Origin of the sequence: Gemmatimonas sp. (genome assembly GCF_044376735.1) — a bacterium.
In the GTDB taxonomy this organism is placed as follows: domain Bacteria; phylum Gemmatimonadota; class Gemmatimonadetes; order Gemmatimonadales; family Gemmatimonadaceae; genus Gemmatimonas.
The window spans coordinates 14,827-31,564 of sequence record NZ_JBILKJ010000005.1 but is presented as its reverse complement, the minus strand read 5'-3'; the positions used below and the strand labels follow the sequence as shown (position 1 = coordinate 31,564).

At 70.2% G+C, this 16,738-nt stretch carries 16 protein-coding genes; 4 read left to right on the top strand and 12 right to left on the bottom strand.

The genetic code is table 11. From position 1 onward, the window contains the following. Positions 1 to 15: 15 nt before the first annotated feature. The 12 genes from ACIRA7_RS01545 to ACIRA7_RS01490 form a co-directional block, all read right to left on the bottom strand. Complete coding sequence (locus tag ACIRA7_RS01545) at positions 16 to 1,302, bottom strand: type II secretion system F family protein (RefSeq protein WP_396219027.1); 1,287 nt, start codon at positions 1,300 to 1,302, stop codon at positions 16 to 18. After that, positions 1,299 to 2,831: a GspE/PulE family protein gene (locus tag ACIRA7_RS01540; protein WP_396219026.1), complete on the bottom strand. Its 1,533-nt coding sequence runs from the start codon at positions 2,829 to 2,831 to the stop codon at positions 1,299 to 1,301. The genes ACIRA7_RS01545 and ACIRA7_RS01540 overlap by 4 nt, the downstream gene beginning before the upstream one ends. Next, entirely contained in the window at positions 2,828 to 4,633 is a 1,806-nt protein-coding gene (locus ACIRA7_RS01535; RefSeq protein WP_396219025.1) for a secretin N-terminal domain-containing protein, read from the bottom strand. The genes ACIRA7_RS01540 and ACIRA7_RS01535 overlap by 4 nt, the downstream gene beginning before the upstream one ends. Further along, positions 4,630 to 5,193, bottom strand: a complete 564-nt coding sequence (locus ACIRA7_RS01530; protein WP_396219024.1) for a hypothetical protein — start codon at positions 5,191 to 5,193, stop codon at positions 4,630 to 4,632. The genes ACIRA7_RS01535 and ACIRA7_RS01530 overlap by 4 nt, the downstream gene beginning before the upstream one ends. Beyond that, a complete protein-coding gene (locus ACIRA7_RS01525; RefSeq protein ID WP_396219023.1) occupies positions 5,190 to 5,765 on the bottom strand; it encodes a GspMb/PilO family protein in 576 nt (191 codons plus the stop codon). Before ACIRA7_RS01525 ends, ACIRA7_RS01530 begins: the two co-directional genes overlap by 4 nt. Continuing rightward, positions 5,762 to 6,910 (bottom strand): PilN domain-containing protein, encoded by a 1,149-nt coding sequence (locus ACIRA7_RS01520; protein ID WP_396219022.1) that lies wholly within the window; start codon positions 6,908 to 6,910, stop codon positions 5,762 to 5,764. Before ACIRA7_RS01520 ends, ACIRA7_RS01525 begins: the two co-directional genes overlap by 4 nt. Next, the gene (locus tag ACIRA7_RS01515) at positions 6,907 to 7,773 is read right to left on the bottom strand and encodes a hypothetical protein (protein ID WP_396219021.1); all 867 of its coding nucleotides are present in this window, start codon (positions 7,771 to 7,773) and stop codon (positions 6,907 to 6,909) included. The genes ACIRA7_RS01520 and ACIRA7_RS01515 overlap by 4 nt, the downstream gene beginning before the upstream one ends. Beyond that, on the bottom strand, positions 7,770 to 8,387 hold the full coding sequence (locus ACIRA7_RS01510; protein WP_396219020.1) for a type II secretion system protein J: 618 nt from the start codon (positions 8,385 to 8,387) through the stop codon (positions 7,770 to 7,772). The genes ACIRA7_RS01515 and ACIRA7_RS01510 overlap by 4 nt, the downstream gene beginning before the upstream one ends. Continuing rightward, positions 8,384 to 8,677 carry a hypothetical protein gene (locus tag ACIRA7_RS01505; RefSeq protein WP_396219019.1) on the bottom strand — a complete coding sequence of 98 codons (294 nt, stop codon included), beginning with the start codon at positions 8,675 to 8,677 and terminating at the stop codon, positions 8,384 to 8,386. Before ACIRA7_RS01505 ends, ACIRA7_RS01510 begins: the two co-directional genes overlap by 4 nt. Beyond that, on the bottom strand, positions 8,674 to 9,108 hold the full coding sequence (locus tag ACIRA7_RS01500; RefSeq protein ID WP_396219018.1) for a prepilin-type N-terminal cleavage/methylation domain-containing protein: 435 nt from the start codon (positions 9,106 to 9,108) through the stop codon (positions 8,674 to 8,676). Before ACIRA7_RS01500 ends, ACIRA7_RS01505 begins: the two co-directional genes overlap by 4 nt. A 65-nt stretch (positions 9,109 to 9,173) precedes the next feature. Beyond that, complete coding sequence (locus tag ACIRA7_RS01495; RefSeq protein WP_396219017.1) at positions 9,174 to 9,929, bottom strand: hypothetical protein; 756 nt, start codon at positions 9,927 to 9,929, stop codon at positions 9,174 to 9,176. A gap of 81 nt (positions 9,930 to 10,010) precedes the next feature. Continuing rightward, positions 10,011 to 11,462 carry a S41 family peptidase gene (locus tag ACIRA7_RS01490; RefSeq protein ID WP_396219016.1) on the bottom strand — a complete coding sequence of 484 codons (1,452 nt, stop codon included), beginning with the start codon at positions 11,460 to 11,462 and terminating at the stop codon, positions 10,011 to 10,013. A gap of 218 nt (positions 11,463 to 11,680) precedes the next feature. Here ACIRA7_RS01490 and tal point away from each other — a divergent pair, with 218 nt between their 5' ends. Genes tal through ACIRA7_RS01470 form a run of 4 tightly spaced genes read left to right on the top strand, consistent with a single transcriptional unit; the run spans position 11,681 to position 16,610 of the window. After that, on the top strand, positions 11,681 to 12,841 hold the full coding sequence (tal, locus tag ACIRA7_RS01485; protein ID WP_396219015.1) for a transaldolase: 1,161 nt from the start codon (positions 11,681 to 11,683) through the stop codon (positions 12,839 to 12,841). Positions 12,842 to 12,848: 7 nt separating this feature from the next. Beyond that, the gene (gene pyk, locus ACIRA7_RS01480; RefSeq protein ID WP_396219014.1) at positions 12,849 to 14,333 is read left to right on the top strand and encodes a pyruvate kinase; all 1,485 of its coding nucleotides are present in this window, start codon (positions 12,849 to 12,851) and stop codon (positions 14,331 to 14,333) included. A 46-nt stretch (positions 14,334 to 14,379) separates the two neighbouring features. Continuing rightward, a complete protein-coding gene (locus ACIRA7_RS01475; RefSeq protein ID WP_396219013.1) occupies positions 14,380 to 15,171 on the top strand; it encodes an MBL fold metallo-hydrolase in 792 nt (263 codons plus the stop codon). Positions 15,172 to 15,221: 50 nt separating this feature from the next. Continuing rightward, positions 15,222 to 16,610, top strand: coding sequence for a glucose-6-phosphate isomerase (locus ACIRA7_RS01470; protein ID WP_396219012.1), 1,389 nt, complete (start codon positions 15,222 to 15,224; stop codon positions 16,608 to 16,610). Positions 16,611 to 16,738 lie beyond the last annotated feature (128 nt).

Below are 16,738 nucleotides of genomic sequence, written 5' to 3'. Positions count from 1 at the left end.
CTCGGGCGGTGACGGTCAGAAGCTGCTGGCGTTGATCCCGTAGATCGCCTGGAGGAGGGCCAGCGCGACGAACCCGACCACGCCGCCGAAACCAAGGATCATGACCGGCTCGATTAAGGCCACGGCGCCCGTGATCAGGCGCTGCACCTGGTCGGCGGACGCCGTGGCCGCGCGTCGGGCTAGCGGGGCCAGTGCGCCGCCCTGCTCGCCGGCTTCCAACAGGCGAATGGCCAAGGGGGGGAGCGAGCCCGCCAGCGCCTGTGAGACCGAGCCGCCGTCGCGCACCGCGGACTCGGCGCCGGCCAATCGCTCCGTGAGGGCGTCATTGCCCACCGTCCCGCGCGCCAGCGACATGGCCCGGAGCAGGGGGACCCCCGACTCGAGGGCCACCGCCAGCGTGCTGAGGTAGCCCGCCGCCGCTTGCTCACGTTCGAACCGGCCCACCACCGGCCACCCGAGGCGCGAGGCGTGCCAGCGCTTGCGCCGCGAGGCCTCCTGCAGCGACTGGCGCACCGCGCTGCCGGTCAGGAGCACGCCAACGACGAGGAGCCACCCGAGGCGCGAGAGCAGGGCACTCAGGCCGATCAGCAGCCGTGTGCTGGCTGGTACCGTGCCGCCGGCGTCCGCGATCAAGTCGGCGAAGCGCGGGACGACGACCACCAGAATCACCACCGTGCCCACGGTGGACGCCAGCGCCAGCAGGGTGGGATACACCAGCGCGGCCCGCACGCGGGCGCGCAGCTGACTACGCGCTTCGAGCGCATCGGCGAGCCGGGCGAACGTGGCCCCCATGCTGCCCGATGCCTCGGCGGCGGCCAGCAGCGGGGCGTAGGCGCGCGGCAGCGCCTCCTCGCGGGCGGCCGCCCCCGAGAGCGATTCGCCACGTATCACGGCCGCCTGCAACCCCCCGAAAACCCGTCGCCAGCGCGCATCCGTCTCGCCGGAGGCGGCGAACGCCAGCGCGCGCTCCAGCGGCACCCCCGACTCCAGCAGCGTCGCGATCGACCGCGTCAGGATCGCCAGCGACTCCTCGCCGTCGGTGGTGCGGCGTGTCAGCCGATCCAGCCACCGCGCCGACGCCACTGCGCTCGGGGTGCCGGCCCCGGACGCGGGCGGCGCCTCGGCGCCCGCGCCGGAACTCGGCTCGAGATCGATCACCCACAGCGCGCGCCGACGCAGCAGGTCCACCGCCGCATCCGCCGACGCCGCCTCAACCTCACCACGTGTCAGGGTACCCTGGGCATCGGCCGCCTGGTAGCGCCATCGCGTCACCCCGAGTCCGGCCGCCGAGCGGTCGCTCACGCGCCGTCATCCTCGCTGACCATGCGCACGACCTCGTCGATCGTCGTCTCGCCCGCCGCCACGCTGCGCCAGCCATCGTCGCGCAGCGACCGTACGCCGCGGGCGCGCACCATCGCCCGCAACTCGACCAGCGACGCGCCCTGGGTGAAGGCACCGCGCAGGGCATCGTCGAGCACGAGCAGCTCGGCGATCGCCACCCGGCCGCGGAAACCGGTGCCGGCGCACGTCGTACACCCGGCCCCCTCCCGCACCTGCGTGATGGGCACGTCCGACTCCGCGACTCGCGCTCGTTCCAGCTCCGTGAGCGGGCGCCAGGCCCCACACGACCCGCACACGCGGCGGACCAACCGCTGCGCCAGCACGCCCTGCAACGTGGCGCTCAGCAGATACGGCGGAACGCCCATCTCCTGCAAGCGCGCCAAGGCCGCGGTGGCATCGGTCGTATGCACCGTGCTCAGCACCAGGTGGCCGGTGAGCGCCGCCTGCACCGCGATATCGGCCGTCTCGGTGTCACGCATCTCCCCCACCAGAATCACGTCGGGATCATGACGCAGAATCGCCCGCAGCGCATTCGGGAAGCCGAAACCGGCGCGCGTATTCACGGGCAGCTGCACGATACCATCGAGCCGGTATTCCACCGGATCCTCCACCGTGACCACCTTCACCCCGGGCGTGCTGCGTTCACGCAGTGCGGCGTAGAGCGTCGTGGTCTTCCCCGATCCGGTCGGACCACTCACCAGCAGCAACCCCGACGGGCGCTGCAACAGCGTACGCCACCGGCCCAGCACGTCGGCCCGCAGCCCCAGCATCTCGAGCGATGACGGTTGCTCGGCGTGGCCGCCATCCAGCAGCCGCAGCACCACGCTCTCGCCGTGCAAGGCGGGCAACGTCGAAATACGGATGTCGAGCTCCCGGTCGCCCACCCGCACCCGGGCACGACCGTCCTGCGGCAGGCGACGCTCCGCGATATCCAACCCGGCCAATACCTTGAGTCGGGAAATGACCGCCGTGCGGAAGTCGGCGCCCAACTGTTGCGCGTCACGCAGTACGCCATCCAGTCTCATGCGCACCCGCAGTCCATCGGGGCGAGACTCCACGTGCACATCGCTGGCGCCGGCTCGCGAGGCCTCGGCCAACATGGCGTTCACCACCTGGATCACCGGTTCACGCGAGGCCAGCGCCCGCAGGTCGTCCAGCGACTCCGTGCGTTCGCCGCGCAGCAGGTCGCCGGCACCGGCGGCGTTCGTCGTGGGCGGCTCCAGTCGGGGCGCCGACAGGATCGCCGCACGAATGTCCCCCGCACCAAACGGCACCGCCTGCACATCGGCGTGGAAGGCCCGCTCCAGTGCATCCTGCACGGTGGTCGGGATCACCCCGTCGGCCGCGACCACGAGGATGCCGTTCCCCAGCTCGAGGGGTAGTACGGCGTGCTCTTCCAGCCACCGCGCGGGTAAGCCCGCTGCCAGTGTGCCGGCGGCCGCCGCCCGCAGGTCACGGGCATCCCCGCTCGCGCGGGCCTCGCCGCTCATTCGGGCGGCTTCCGGGTGAGGGGCGTGCCGTCGAGCACGCCCGGCGAACGGTCGTCGAGGCGCTTCCGCACGCGCTCGCGGATCGCATCGGCCTCGGCGTCGGTGCGCACGAGGTACGGTGTCACGAAAATCGCGAGCTCGGTACGCTGACGCGTGATGGACTGCCGCTTGAACAGCGCGCCCAGGAACGGGATGTCCTTGAGCAGCGGAAGCCCCTGTTCGAGCGTCTGACGCGTTTCCCCGATCAGCCCCGCGATCACCACCGTCTGTCCATCGCGAAGAATCGCCCGCGTAGACGCTTCGCGCGTGGAAATCACCGGCGCACTCTGCGCCGCCGCGATCGTCTGCGCGGTGAGCGAACTCACCTCTTGCAGCAGCTGCACCGAGATGTAGCCGTCGTCGTTGATCGTCGGAATGATCGACAGCTTGGTGCCGACGTCCTGGTACTGAACCGCGCGGTCGATCGAGACATCGTTCCCCAATCGCGTCGAGGCCACGAAGGGCACCTTGCTGCCCACCAGAATCGACGCTTCGCGGTTGTTGGCGGCGATGATCTCCGGGGTGGACAGCACGCGCACGTCGCTGGTGGACGCGAGCGTGCGGAGCATCATGCGCACCCCGGCCCCGTCGAGCCGCACCAGCCGCAGCAGTCCCGATGTCGAGCCCGTGTCGGGGATCTCCGGGTTGCCGAACTGTGCCCGCACGTCGCCACCACGATTGACCGCCGACCAGTCCACCCCGAACTCCGTGCCGCGGCCCAACGCGATTTCGGCCACGGTGACTTCGAACAGCACCTGCGCCGGACGCGTGTCGAGCGCGTCGATCGTTTCGCGCAGCAGCGGATAGTTCGGTGGGGCGGTCCGGATCACCAGCGCGTTGGTGGGTGCGTTGGCCACGATCGTGGTCCGCCCGACCAGCAGCCCCGCGGCGGAATCACGTGGGGCTCCCGCTGCCGCGCTGCCGTTGGCCGGGGCCGCCGCCGTCGCACCGCTCATGCCGCCCGAATTCCGCGACCGAAAGGTCTCCGCTTCGCGGGACCGGAACGAATCCAGCGCGCGCGACAGCGACCGGTCGGCCAGCGAACCGCCACCGGTGTTCGCCACCTGCGCACCGTACAGTTGACCGAGGGCGCCGGCCAGATCGTCGGCGGCCGCATATTTCAAATTGACCACATACGTGCGCAGTCCCGACTCGCCCGCCGGGGCGGCGTCGAGCGTGCGCAGCAGTTCGAGATAGCGCGCCACGTTCGCGCCGCGATCGGTGATCAGCAGGGCGTTCGAGCGCGTCACCGTCTCGATGCGCGCCCCTTTGCCCATCAGCGCCCGCAGCGCATCGGCGCCCTCGTCGGCGCGAATGGATTGCAGCGGCACCAACTGCGTCACCAGACCGAGGGGCGGCGGATCGGGAAACGCAAATCCGGTCCGCAGCGATCCGGTGGCCGGCGCCTTCGCCGTCGGCAGGACCTGCGCCACCGTCCCGCTGGGGACCAGCATCAGCTCATGCGATTCCAGCAGCGACTCGAGGATGCGCTCGAGCTCCGCCGTGGTCAGCGGCGCCGGCGTCGCGAACGTGACGCGCACATCGGGGATGTCGCTCATGAGCACCGTGCGTCCCAGCATCGTCGCCAGCGTGCGAATCACGTCGGCGAGCTTCGCGTTGGCGAAATCGAGCGTGTTGCCGCGCGAGGGCGCGACGGGGGCCTGGGCGTGGAGCGCCGGGATGCCGAGCGACAGCGTCGCCGGGGCGAGCAGGATGCCGAGCGCCCGGAGGCGCCAGGTTCGAGGAAGCGGTAGGACGATCACGGCACGTTCTCGCTGGAATCCGGCACGACGCGGGACAGGCGCAGGGTGCGCGTCCCGCTGGAACTTGAAATCACCACGCGATCACCGGCGATGCGTACGATGCGTACCCCGCCGAACGATTCCCCCACGCCGAGCAAGCGTGGCGGCTCGGACGCCGATCGCGCCTGCAGCAACGCGCGCGGGGTGCCTCCCACCGACACGATGCCGAACAGCTGCGGCCCGGCCTCACCGTCACCCGGCTCCGGCGCGTCCCCGCCAGGCACGGGCACCGGCACCATCTGCGCGGATTCCGAACCCGGCGCCACAAAGCGTGCGGTTGGCTCCCTGCGGCTGGCGCTGAACGTGTTGGTGCGGACGATCACGCGCGCCAGCGAATCGATCATGGCGGCCGCGCGCTCCGACGGGCCCGCCTGGGCGCCGACGGGTGTGGTGATGTGTACCGTCTCCGGGGTGACCGCCGTAGAGGCCGGCCACACCAGCAACACCGCAGCGATTACGCCGCACGCCGCCGACATCACGTCGAGCACCCGATACCCGCGCCACCCGTTCATCGCGCTCATTCCATCACCATCGGTGCACGAACGCCGAGCGTGACGCGCAGCACATCGGGGGCGCCGCGCAGCGCCGGATTGATCTGCACCGTGAGTCGCTCAACCATGGTGACACGTGGCGCTGTCGCCAGTTGCGCCAGCAGTGCCGCCAAGCCGTGAATGTCGCCATAGGCCGACAGGGTGGCGGTCAGGTCGCCCTCACTCGTGAGGTCGGGGCCGACATCCACCCGATCGACCACCAGCCCACTGGCATCGGCCGCGCCCTGCAACAGCGTTTGCAGCGCACTGGCCCCCAACGCACTGGAGCGCGCATGAATCACGCGCCGTACGCCACCGGCCAGCGACGCCTCCGCTGATGCCGCGGCGGCCTCCATCGCACCCGCCTGCTGTTGCAGCCCCTGCAGGTGCGCCACCTGCGCGCGGACGCGATCGAGCTGCATTTCCCGCGCCCGCCAGCGCGTTAGGGCGGGCACGACGCCGTACGTGATCAGCAACGACAACGCGAGCACCAGCACGCCGCCAATCACGACGCGCCGCTCCCGCGCGGTCGCCCGTCCGGTGGTCACCGGCCCGCTCGTCATTGGCCACCTCGCGCAGCGGGGGACGGGCCACCCGTCTGGAAGCTGATCGAGAACGAACTGCGGGAGCGACCGTTCTCGAGATAGCGCAGGCTCGGCGCGGCCGTGCGCACCCCGACGAACTGGGCATCGGCATCGAGCAGTGGCACCAACGCCGCGGCGTCGTTCGCGCTCCCATCGATGCGCCACTCGGCGCCATTCCACTCGAGTCGCTGCACGAAGGCGTCTCGGGGCAGCAGTGCGCCCAGCCGCGCCAGCACCGCCGGTGGGGCGTCGGGGCGCGCGGCGCGAGTGTCAGCCGCGGCGATCGCCGCGCGCTCCGCCTGCGCGCGCAGCAGTCGTTCCTGCGCGCCGCGGGCGTCGGCCGTGGCCAGTTCCAGCGTCTGCGCTTCGCGCTGCAGCGTGAGGAACTGGCGTTCGCGCCAGCGATCGACGCTCCACGCCAGCATCACGAGGGCGGCTGCCGCGACGGTCGCCGATTGCCACCACCGTCGCGCCCGCTGGCGCTGCATGCGCTCGCGCATCGTGGCGTCGAGCAATTGCTGATCGAGCCGGCCGGCCGATGCCCGCCACGCGCCGCCGGCCACGTCGGCGATGGTGAGCACCCGATCGGTTTCGGTGGGACGGCCGCGCGTGCGGCGGGCGTCCTGCACCCGCTGGTCGCGAATCGTGAACTGACCGCTCGATCCGGCACCGGCTTCCACGGCCCATCGGCCGTCGAGGCCGCCTTGCACCGCCGCTTCCCCCACCGTCACGACCGCGCGCACCGGACTCCACGCCGAGAGGGCGTCGATCCATGACGTCAGCAGGCGGCTCGGCACGGCGAAGGCCACGCGGCCGTCGGTGGCCACCGCCGCCGGCTCGCGCAACGCGAAGTACCGGTCGCTGTCGCGCTGCAGCATGCGCACGCGCACGTCGTTCGATACGGGCGGCAGCTGCGGCTCGGCGATCTCGAGCAATCCGAGGCCGACGATCACCACCAGCGACGTCGGTGTGCCGAACTCCGCGCGCAGCGCCTCCACCAGCGGTCCCGGTTCGTCGGGGTTCCACGTCGTGCGACGCGCCACGCGGTCGGCGGTCGCGGCCCCGTCGCGAGGCAGCGCGTACACGACGTCGGCTTCCAGCAGGAGACACAGCGGGCGGCTCATCGATCCTGCTCCCGCCACCGCACGAGGCGCAGTTCGGTGCCAGTCACGTCGTACACCGCCTGAATCTCCCGGGTCAGCACGTGGTCGCGACGCCAGCCGCGCGAGATCAGCAGCAGTCGGGACGGGCGATCCACCAGCGTGCCGCTGGCGGCCGCCAGCACGCGCCGAGAGGCGCCGCGGCGATTCACCCGCCCGTCGCCGTCGACCGTGAGATCGGCGGCCAGCGCATCGAGCCACTCCGCGGTCATACCGGGCACCGTGAGCAGCTCGTCGAGGGACGTGAACGGCTGCATGGCGCGCGTCGTCGGCGCGCGCCCGAGCAGCGCGGCCCCCATCGAATCGCGTTGGAGGCGCTGCCGTCGCGCCTCGCTGCTCGCGCCCGTGGCCTCGGCCGTCTCGTTGTCGGCTCCGCGCACGCGCGCGTCGATGGCCGCCGCCACCCGACGTGCGTCGCCCGGTGGAGCGACCGTGGCCAGCAACGTCGCCAGCCCGTCGGCGCCCGCCGTGTTCACATCGAGGCGCGCGCTGACATCGACCACGGCCGTGGCAAAAACCCCGTCGCCGACGGTGTCCTGCACCACGGGCCCATTGGCGGTGGTGAGCGCGTCGAACGCCCGATCCATCCGCGCCGAGTCGACGCCGGCATCGCGAAGACGCGCTTCGATGCGCGCGCGCGCCGCCAGGATACCACTTTCGGCCATGGCCCGCGCCGTGGCCTGCGAGCGCCGGTTGTCCACGACCGACGCGGCCTGGCGCGCCTGGCTGCTGGCGATGGCGGTGACGCTCGCGAGCACCGCGATGGTGGCCAGTGCCACCAGCAGGGCGGCGCCGCGTCGCCCGCGCCGGGTTGAGGTGCGGGTCATGAGCGCGGCCGCTCCAAGGGCGCCAACACGACGCGCAGGGCGGTCGACGCGGGGGCGGAGAGCGGCGCTGCCGACCCGGAGACCCGCTGCCACGAGAGTTCGATCGCGCGAGGGCGGTCCTGCGCGATCGGCCAGTCGGCGCGCCATGCGGATGAAGCCAGCGCCGTGGCGTACTCCAACACGCGCACGTCGAATCGTTCCACCGGCGACAGCGTCGCGGTCAGCGGCACCGCCCCGGCGTCGCCCCCCGTCGGCGTGGCACGCACGACCAGCGTCGAATCCTGTAGCGCGACCTCCACCACCCACACCCCTCCGGTACCGTACGGCTCGCGGACACCCGTCGACAGAAAGCGGAGCACCGGCGTCCCGCCCGCGCGATCGACCACCAGCAACGGCTGGTCGACCTGTTCGGCTCGCGGTGCGTGGCGCAGCATATCGGTGAGCAGCGCCCGCACGCGGCTCTCCGCCTCCGTGCGGGCTTCGTGCGTCTGGATGCGCGCGGCGGTGCTGCGGGCGGCCGTCAACGCCATCCCCGCCGTCGTGAGCGCGAGCCCCGTGACGGTGATCGCCACGATGACCTCGAGCAGGGTGAAGCCAGCGCGCGGGCGCGTCACGGTGCGCGCTCCACGACGCGCGTGAGCCGGAAGCGCGCATCGCCGGCCATCGGCACCTCGACTTCGAGGATGTCCAGGCCGTCGCGCCACGGACGGCGCGCCACGCGCGTGGCGCTCGACGCGACGCCGCCACTGCTCACCGTGGCCAGTTCGGCTTCGGCCCGCGCGACCGCCTCGGTCCAGGCCGCGCTGGTCCGCTGCAAGGCCGCCGCACCGCGGGTCGCATCCAGGCAAACCACGGCCGTGACCGCGATCAGCAGGCTGGCGAGGATCGACTCGAGCAGCGTCATGGCGCCGCACCGAGCGCACCAGCGGCCGTTGGCTGGTAGCGGCAGGCCAGCATGTCGAACGAGGCACCGGCCTCGGCACCGGCAGAGACGCCGGCGTCGGCACCCGGACGACAGGTCCCGAGCGCATCGATCCGCAGCGAGACGGTCGCCACGGGCGGGGCGATCCGCCCGGTGTCCAGGATCGCGGCGCCGTCACGGGCCGCCAGCACCCACACGCCGTCGGTGTCCACGCGCAGACGCAATTCCTCACCGCGTCGGATGGCATCACGCCGTGCCGTCTGCGTCAGACGTTCGAGCGCGTTTCCTGCGGCCGCGCGCGGCGCCCGCCATGCCAACGGCACCATCGTGGTGGTGATCGCGAGAATCACGAGCACCACCAGCAGTTCCAACAAGGTCAGTCCCGCGCGGGGATGGGGCAGAAGGGCACGCACAGCGGCTCAATCTCGGACGCAATCGAGGGAAGTCAACACGAATGCTCCCTCGGTTGCGGACGCGCTCACTTCTTGATCAACGGCTTGACCGCCTCAGGGATGTCGAACGCCGTGGCCGGCGCCCCGTTGATCACCACGTTGGTGATCGTCATGATCAACTTGTTGGGACCCATATTCACTTCGGTTTTCGTGGGGAACTTCAGGCCGCCGAACACCTTGTAGTCGGAGAGCAGCGACGAGACCTGCATGGTCCCCATCTGTGACTCCTGCACCGTCTCCGCGCCCACGATCAGCCCCGTGGCGACCGAGAAGTACTGCGTGGTTTCGCGGCCGGAATCCTTGCGGACCAATTTGACCTTGTAGCTCTTCTCGCCGTTGAAATCGGCCACACCCAGATTCTCCATCGCCGAGAAGCGATCCGCCGGGTAGAGCATGTTGCCGTAGAAATCGGCGCCTTCGAGCGTCTGGGCGAGCTCCTTGTCGCCGAGCAGGCGAGGCCCCTGCATCGGGTTCGCGTCCCACGCGACCACGCCATTCGTGCCCTGCAACATCTCACCGACACCCGGGATCGTGCTCTTGGTGGCCATCTTGTTCGGCGCCGCCTGATACGCCTCTACCTCGGCCGTCAGCCCCACCGCCGGCACCTGCATCGTCGACGTCTGCTTGAGCGACGTGATCTGCATGATCGCGTCCTTGCCGCCAATCGCGGCCACGTACTTCGCGATCACGTCGGACGCCGAGGGCACCGCCTGCGCCGACACCGGTGCGGACGCCAGCAGCAGCGCCGCTGTCGCGAGCGCAGAAAAACGAAGAACCTTCATACGAGACATCTCCGAATGAGGAGGTGAGTGATCACGTGTTTGCATCGAACTACTTGGTCCCTACTCCGTACTGCCTACTCCCTACTTCACCGTCATCGGCCCAACCGCCCACGCCATCGCCGCCTCTAGCGCCGGGTCGCGCCCGGCCAGCAACGCCGCCCGGGTCAGCGGCACCACGCGGTCGGGCGTCACGCCCGCGCCCTCCAGCGGCTTGCCGGCCGGATTCAGGAAGTCGGCGATGGCATGATACAGAATATCGCCTCCTGGCAGCCGCTCGGGCACAGACGGCAGCGCTTGTCCCGACGTCTGTACCCCGAACACCTGTGCACGGCCCAGCGCCTGCAGGCCGCCGGCAAAGATTTCGGTTGTGCTGATCGACAGTTCATCCACCACGATCGCCAGCGGACCGCGGTACGGGGACACGCCCCGCGATCGCGTGTCCACCCGGCGCGGATTGGCGACGAACTTGAGCGTGGCGCCTCGCTGGACCATCGTGCCGATCGTAAACGTACTATCCAGAAAATGCCCCGCGATCCCCATGGCCATGCCACCGACGCCGCCGAAGTTGCCGCGGATGTCCAGGATGATGGCGTCGGCGTCGCGCAGCGAATCGACCGCGGCATCGAACTGCGGCGACAGGATCGGCATCCAGATGTTGAAACGGATGATGCCAACCGTCTTGCCGGCTGTCTTCACCCGCTCGAACGCGAGTTGCGCGGTCATGGCCGGCAGGTTGCCGAACTTGGCAACCACCCCGGGCTCCGGCGCGCGCACGATCCGCACCGTTCGCTCCGCGTTGCGCTCATCGGTAAACAGCACCGTGGCCGTGTCCCCCACGGCGCCGGCCAGCGCCTGGGTCCCGATGGCGTACGCCGTCAGGGCCTCGCGTCGCGGGTCGGGCTCCTGCGGCATCCGGGCCAGCCGCGCCGACAGCGGGCACCCGTTCACCGCCTGCACGCGCCAGCCGGTGCGCACGCCGGCCTGCGCCGCCGGCCCATCGCGATCGAGCTGGGCAATCACGAGCGTACCGTCCAGATAGCGCAGCTCGGCGCCGATCGACCCGCTGCGGTCGGGCGCCGCGGCACCACCGGAGCTGCTCCCCGTCGCGTCGGCGATCTCGCGCGGAATGATCGAGAAGTGCGACTGCTTCAGGCGGGCCACCATCTCCGACAGCACTGCCCGCAACTCCCCCGTCGAGGTCGCGGCCGCCGCCCTGGGGCGCAGTTCGGCCCGGAGCGCCGTCCAGTTCACGCCATTGTAGGTCGTGTCCCAGTGCGTGCGCCCGATGATGCTCCAGGCGCTGTCGAAGGTCACGAGCGGATCGGCAACCGGGGACGACGCCAGTGACGTCGTCCCCGTCCCGGCGGCGGGGCCACAGGCGGCCGGCAGGGCCATCGGCGACGCCGTGGACCGACCCGGCGCGGCGGACGCGACCGGGCTACGGCACGCCCCCGACAGGAACGCCGCCACGAGGAGCAGCGGGACCGTGGACCGGCCGGGCTGGATCAGACGTCGGAAATCGAAGGGGTGCACAGGGTCGGGAGCAGGGTGATCGGGTTCTCTGGAGAGATACGACCAGAGGGGAGCGGCGTTTCATCGATCGGCGTATTCTGAAGGCGGGAATGCGCCGGTGTCGTCTCGAAACAGCGACGATCCAACATCCGGCACCCCCCGGCCTCGCCGGGGAGTGGTGCAGCACATTACCATGAAAGGTTGTGCGGTCACTCTACGTTCGCGCCTCATCCAATACCATGTCTACTCGTCTCCACGCGCTGCACTCGGCCGGACAGTCCCTCTGGCTCGACTATATCGATCGGGCCATGCTCTCCAATGGCGATCTGTCCCGACGGATCCGCGAGGACGCCTTGACCGGGCAGACGTCCAACCCCACGATCTTCGAGAAGGCCCTCGCCGAAGGCGCCGCCTACGACGCACAGCTGGCGACGGTCGATGCGTCCCGGTCCGATCGCGAGGCCTTCGAACTGGTCGCCACGACCGACGTGCGCGACGCCTGCGACGCCTTCCGGACGGTGTACGAAGACACCAACGCGATCGACGGCTATGTCTCGCTCGAAGTGTCGCCGGATTTGGCGCGTGATGCGGCCGGTACGGTGGCTGAGGCCCGGCGCCTGTGGCAGATCGTCGATCGCCCGAATCTGATGATCAAGGTCCCGGGCACCCCCGAGGGCGCCGAGGCCATCCGCCAGCTCATCGCCGACGGCATCAACGTCAACGTCACGCTGCTCTTCTCGATCGACGCGCACGCTCGCGTCATCGAAGCCTTCATCGCCGGCCTCGAAGACCGCGCCGCCGCGGGTAAGCCGGTGGATCGGATCGCCTCTGTGGCCAGCTTCTTCATCAGCCGCGTCGATTCCGCGATCGACAAGCAGCTCGGTGCCATGGCCGCCGCGAATCCGGCGGCTGCCGACACGCTCACCGCCCTGCAAGGGCGCGCGGCCATCGCCAACGCGAAGCTTGCGTATCGCCTGTTCACCGCCAGCTTCGCCAGCGCACGCTGGGCAGCGCTGGCTGCCCTGGGCGCTCAGGTACAGCGTCCGCTCTGGGCCAGCACGAGTACCAAGAACCCGGCGTATCGCGACGTGATCTACGTCGAGGAGCTGATCGGCGCCGATACCGTGAACACGCTCCCGCCGGCCACCCTCGAAGCGTTCCGGGATCACGGCGAGGTACGCCCCTCGGTGACGGAGCAAGTGGCCGACGCCGAACGCGTCCTCGCCGCGCTCGAGTCGCAGGGGGTGTCGCTGCAGGCGGTGACCGATACGCTGCTCGTCGAAGGGTTGGCGTCGTTCGAGCATTCGTTCGTCACGTTGTTGTCCGGCTTGAACCGCAAGCGCGCCGCGCTCGCGAACACCGCGCCTTCCACCGGAGCTCCCGCTGTTGCCAGCCTCTGAGCCTGTCTTGACCATCCCGCGTACGGGGCCCGAGCGCGCCGCCGCGATGGCGCCCGAAGGCACCATCGCCTCGTCGTTCCGGCGGGTGCACGTCCCGCGCACGAAGATCGTGGGCACGCTCGGGCCGGCCAGCAACTCCGCCGAGGGCGTCCGTGCGCTGATCGAGGCCGGTCTCGATGTCGCGCGCATCAACTTCTCGCATGGCACGCATGCGCAGCACGCCCGGACGGTCGCCACGGTGCGTGAGGTGGCCGAGCAGCTCGGCCGCCCGGTCGCGATCCTCGGCGACTTGCAGGGCCCGCGCATCCGCATCGGCGTGCTCCCGGAAAAGCGCGAGCTCGAACCCGGTACGGCCGTCGTGCTGGTGCCCGAGGACATCGCGTCGGGCGACGAGATCCCGATCACCTACGCGGACCTCTGTCACGACGTGCTGCCAGGCAATCGCGTGCTGATCAACGACGGCCTCTTCGAGCTGGTCGTCACGCACGTGGAGGCGCCTCGCGTGACCGCGACCGTGGTGCACGGCGGACTCCTCTCCAGCAACAAGGGGATGAATCTCCCCGGCATCGCCGTCTCGGCGCCGTCGCTCACCGAGAAGGATCGCGCCGACCTCGCCTTCGCGGTGGAGCACGAGCTCGACGCGGTCGCCCTCAGCTTCGTGCGAAAGGCGCAGGACATCGAAGAGCTGCGTGCGCTGATTCCGAAGTCGATGCTGATCTGTGCGAAGATCGAGAAGGACGTTGCGTTGCAGAACATCGAAGAGATCATGAAGGCCACCGATGCCGTGATGGTGGCGCGCGGAGATCTCGGCGTGGAACTGCCGTACGAGCAGGTACCAAACGCGCAGAAGGACATCATCGCGCTCGCCAATCGTATGGGACGCCCGGTGATTACGGCCACGCAGATGCTCGAGTCGATGATCGACAATCCGCGCCCCACGCGCGCCGAAGCCAGCGATGTGGCCAACGCGATCCTCGACGGCACCGACGCGGTGATGCTCTCCGCCGAGACCGCGGCCGGGAGCTATCCGCGCCTCGCGGTGGAAGCGATGCGCCGCATCATCACGGAAATCGAGACGCACCCGCGTCCGGGTGCGGCCAATCGTGTCGACCGGCGCACGACAGCCGGCGTGAACACCGAAGAGGCCATCGCGGCGGCGACGGTCGCCGCCGTGCGGATGCTCGAGTCTCCGCTCGTGGTGGTGTTCACCAAGAGCGGCTTCACCGCGCGCATCGTGGCGTCGCACCGGCCCAGCGTCCCCATTCTTGCGCTCACCGACGAACCCCGAGTCTGCCGCCAGCTGTCGTTGGTGTGGGGTGTCGTGCCTCGTCTGGTGCCCACCGCGCGAGGTTACGATCACATGGTGGCCATGGCGCTGCGCGAGGCTCTCGACATGGGCCTCGTCACCAAGGGCGATCGTGTGCTGGTCACCGCCGGCGTGCCGTTCGACGTGCCCGGCACCACCAACCTGCTCAAGGTCGAGACAGTGTGACGTCACGTGCCGGAGCCGTGTCTCGGCGCGGTCGCCGATCACCGCCGTGACCGCCACGGTGCATCTCACGTTTCTGGGAACCGGCACCAGCTTCGGTGTGCCGCAGATCGGTTGCGGCTGTGCCGTGTGTCGATCCACCGATCCGCGCGACAAGCGCACGCGGTGTGGCGCCGTGATCGAGACCGGAAGCGGCACCAGGCTCCTCATCGATACGCCGCCCGAGCTGCGGCTGCAGCTCGTAGCGGCTGGCATCGACGAGATCGATGCCGTGTTGTACACGCACGAACACGCCGATCACATTCACGGCATCGATGATCTGCGCGCCTTTACCATCCGGCGCGCCACTGCGCTGCCTCTGTACGGCGAGGCGGCCACCCTCGATACCCTGCGCGCCCGGTTTCCGTACATCATGGACGAGCAGTTGCGTCCGTTGCCCGGCACCACCCGCCCTGAATGCACGTTGATGCCGATCCAGGCCGGCGTGCCGGTTACGGTCAAGGACACCGTAGTCCTGCCGATCGCTGTGCCCCATGGTCGCGCCTCGGTGGTCGGGTATCGCGTCGGTGACGTGGCCTACATCACCGACGCGAAAGAGTTGCCCGAGACGGCGCGCGCCGCGCTGGTCGGCGTGCGCGTGCTCGTGCTCAATGCGCTGCTGCGTCATCCGCATCCCACGCACCTGTCGATCGCCGAAGCCGTTGCCGTGGCGCAGGAGATCGGGGCCGAGCGCACCTTCTTCACCCACCTCACGCACGACACGGCGCACGCCGACCTCGCCGCCGAGCTGCCCGTCGGCATCGAGCCCGCGTACGACGGGCTGGTCGTGCGCATTCCGTAGCTCCGTCCATCGCCGGTTTCGATTTCACGCGCAGTCGGGAGTGTGTTGCCATGTCGTTGTCGCTCGATTTCACGAACATGATGGGAGCGGCGTTGCCGCACGGCGCCGGCATCACGGCGGCGCAGCTCACGGATGCGGCCGGTGCGTTCGCCACGGCGCACGCCCGCGTGCATGCCAGGCAGGCGGAGCTCGGGTTCCTCACGCTGCCGGTGAACGATACGCTGCGCGATGCCACGCTCGCGGTCGCCGAACAGGCCCGTGGCCGCTTCGATGACGTGCTGTTGTTGGGCATCGGCGGCTCCGCCCTCGGCCCGATTGCGCTGCGCACCGCGCTGCGGCCACCGGCGTGGAATGCGCTCGGGGCCGAGGCCCGCGGTGGCGCGCCCCGGCTGCACGTGCTCGACAACGTCGACCCGGCGACCATCGCCGCCACGGTGTCCCGCCTCGAGCTATCCCGGACGCTCGTGCTCGTGATTTCGAAGTCCGGCGGCACGGTGGAAACGATGGCGCAGTATCTCATCGTGCGCGATGCCCTGGCGCGCGCGGTCGGTGAAGACGCCGCGCGCCAGCACCTGATCTTCATCACCGATCCCGAGGTCGGTGCACTGCGCAAGATCGCGCGGGCCGAGGGTATCACCACGCTCGACGTGCCGGCCAATGTCGGGGGACGCTTCTCGGTGCTCTCGCCGGTGGGCATGCTGCCGGCGGCGCTGATCGGCATCGACGTGAAAGCGCTTCTGGCCGGCGCGGCCGACGTCATGACGCGCGCCGCCAGTGCCGATCTCGCCACGAATCTGCCCGGCACCTTTGCCGTGCTGCAGCACCTCGCCGATACCTGCCACGGCCGCTCCGTACAGGTGCTCATGCCGTATGCCGATCCGCTGCGCGATCTCGCGCTCTGGTTCGTGCAGCTCTGGGCAGAGTCCCTCGGCAAGCTGCGCCGCGATGGCACGCCCGTGGGCCCGACCCCGCTGCCGGCTGTGGGCGCCACCGATCAGCATTCCCAGGTGCAGCTGTTCATGGAGGGGCCGCTCGACAAGACGGTCACGTTCGTGACGGTCCGGGGGCGCGAGCAGGAGGGGCCGATTCCCGCGCGTCACGCCGATATCCCCGAACTCAGCTACCTCGCCGGGCATACGCTGGGTGAGCTCATCGACATCGAACAGCGCGCCACCGCCGGGGCTCTGGCGGCCCGCGGCCGGTTCAACGCCACGCTGGCCATCGACGCTGTGGACGCGTTCCATATCGGAGCGCTCATGCAGACCTTCGCGCTCGCCACGGCCTATGCCGGCGTGCTGTACGACGTGGACGCCTTCAACCAGCCGGGCGTGGAGCTGGGCAAGAACTTCGCGTACGCCATGCTCGGCCGGGCCGGGAGCGAGCAGGCGCGCGCCGAGTGGGACGCCCTCCCCAAGCCGGATCCGCGGTTCCGCGTCTGATCGGCGACTCGTGCACGAGCGACGAACGCCGGCCGATCTGACGGGGAAGGTCGGACTTGCCGCGCATGTCCCTGCAGTGGGAACTTTGTTTCGCCGACGCGGCGCGCTCCGGAAGGCCGGAGCCGCCA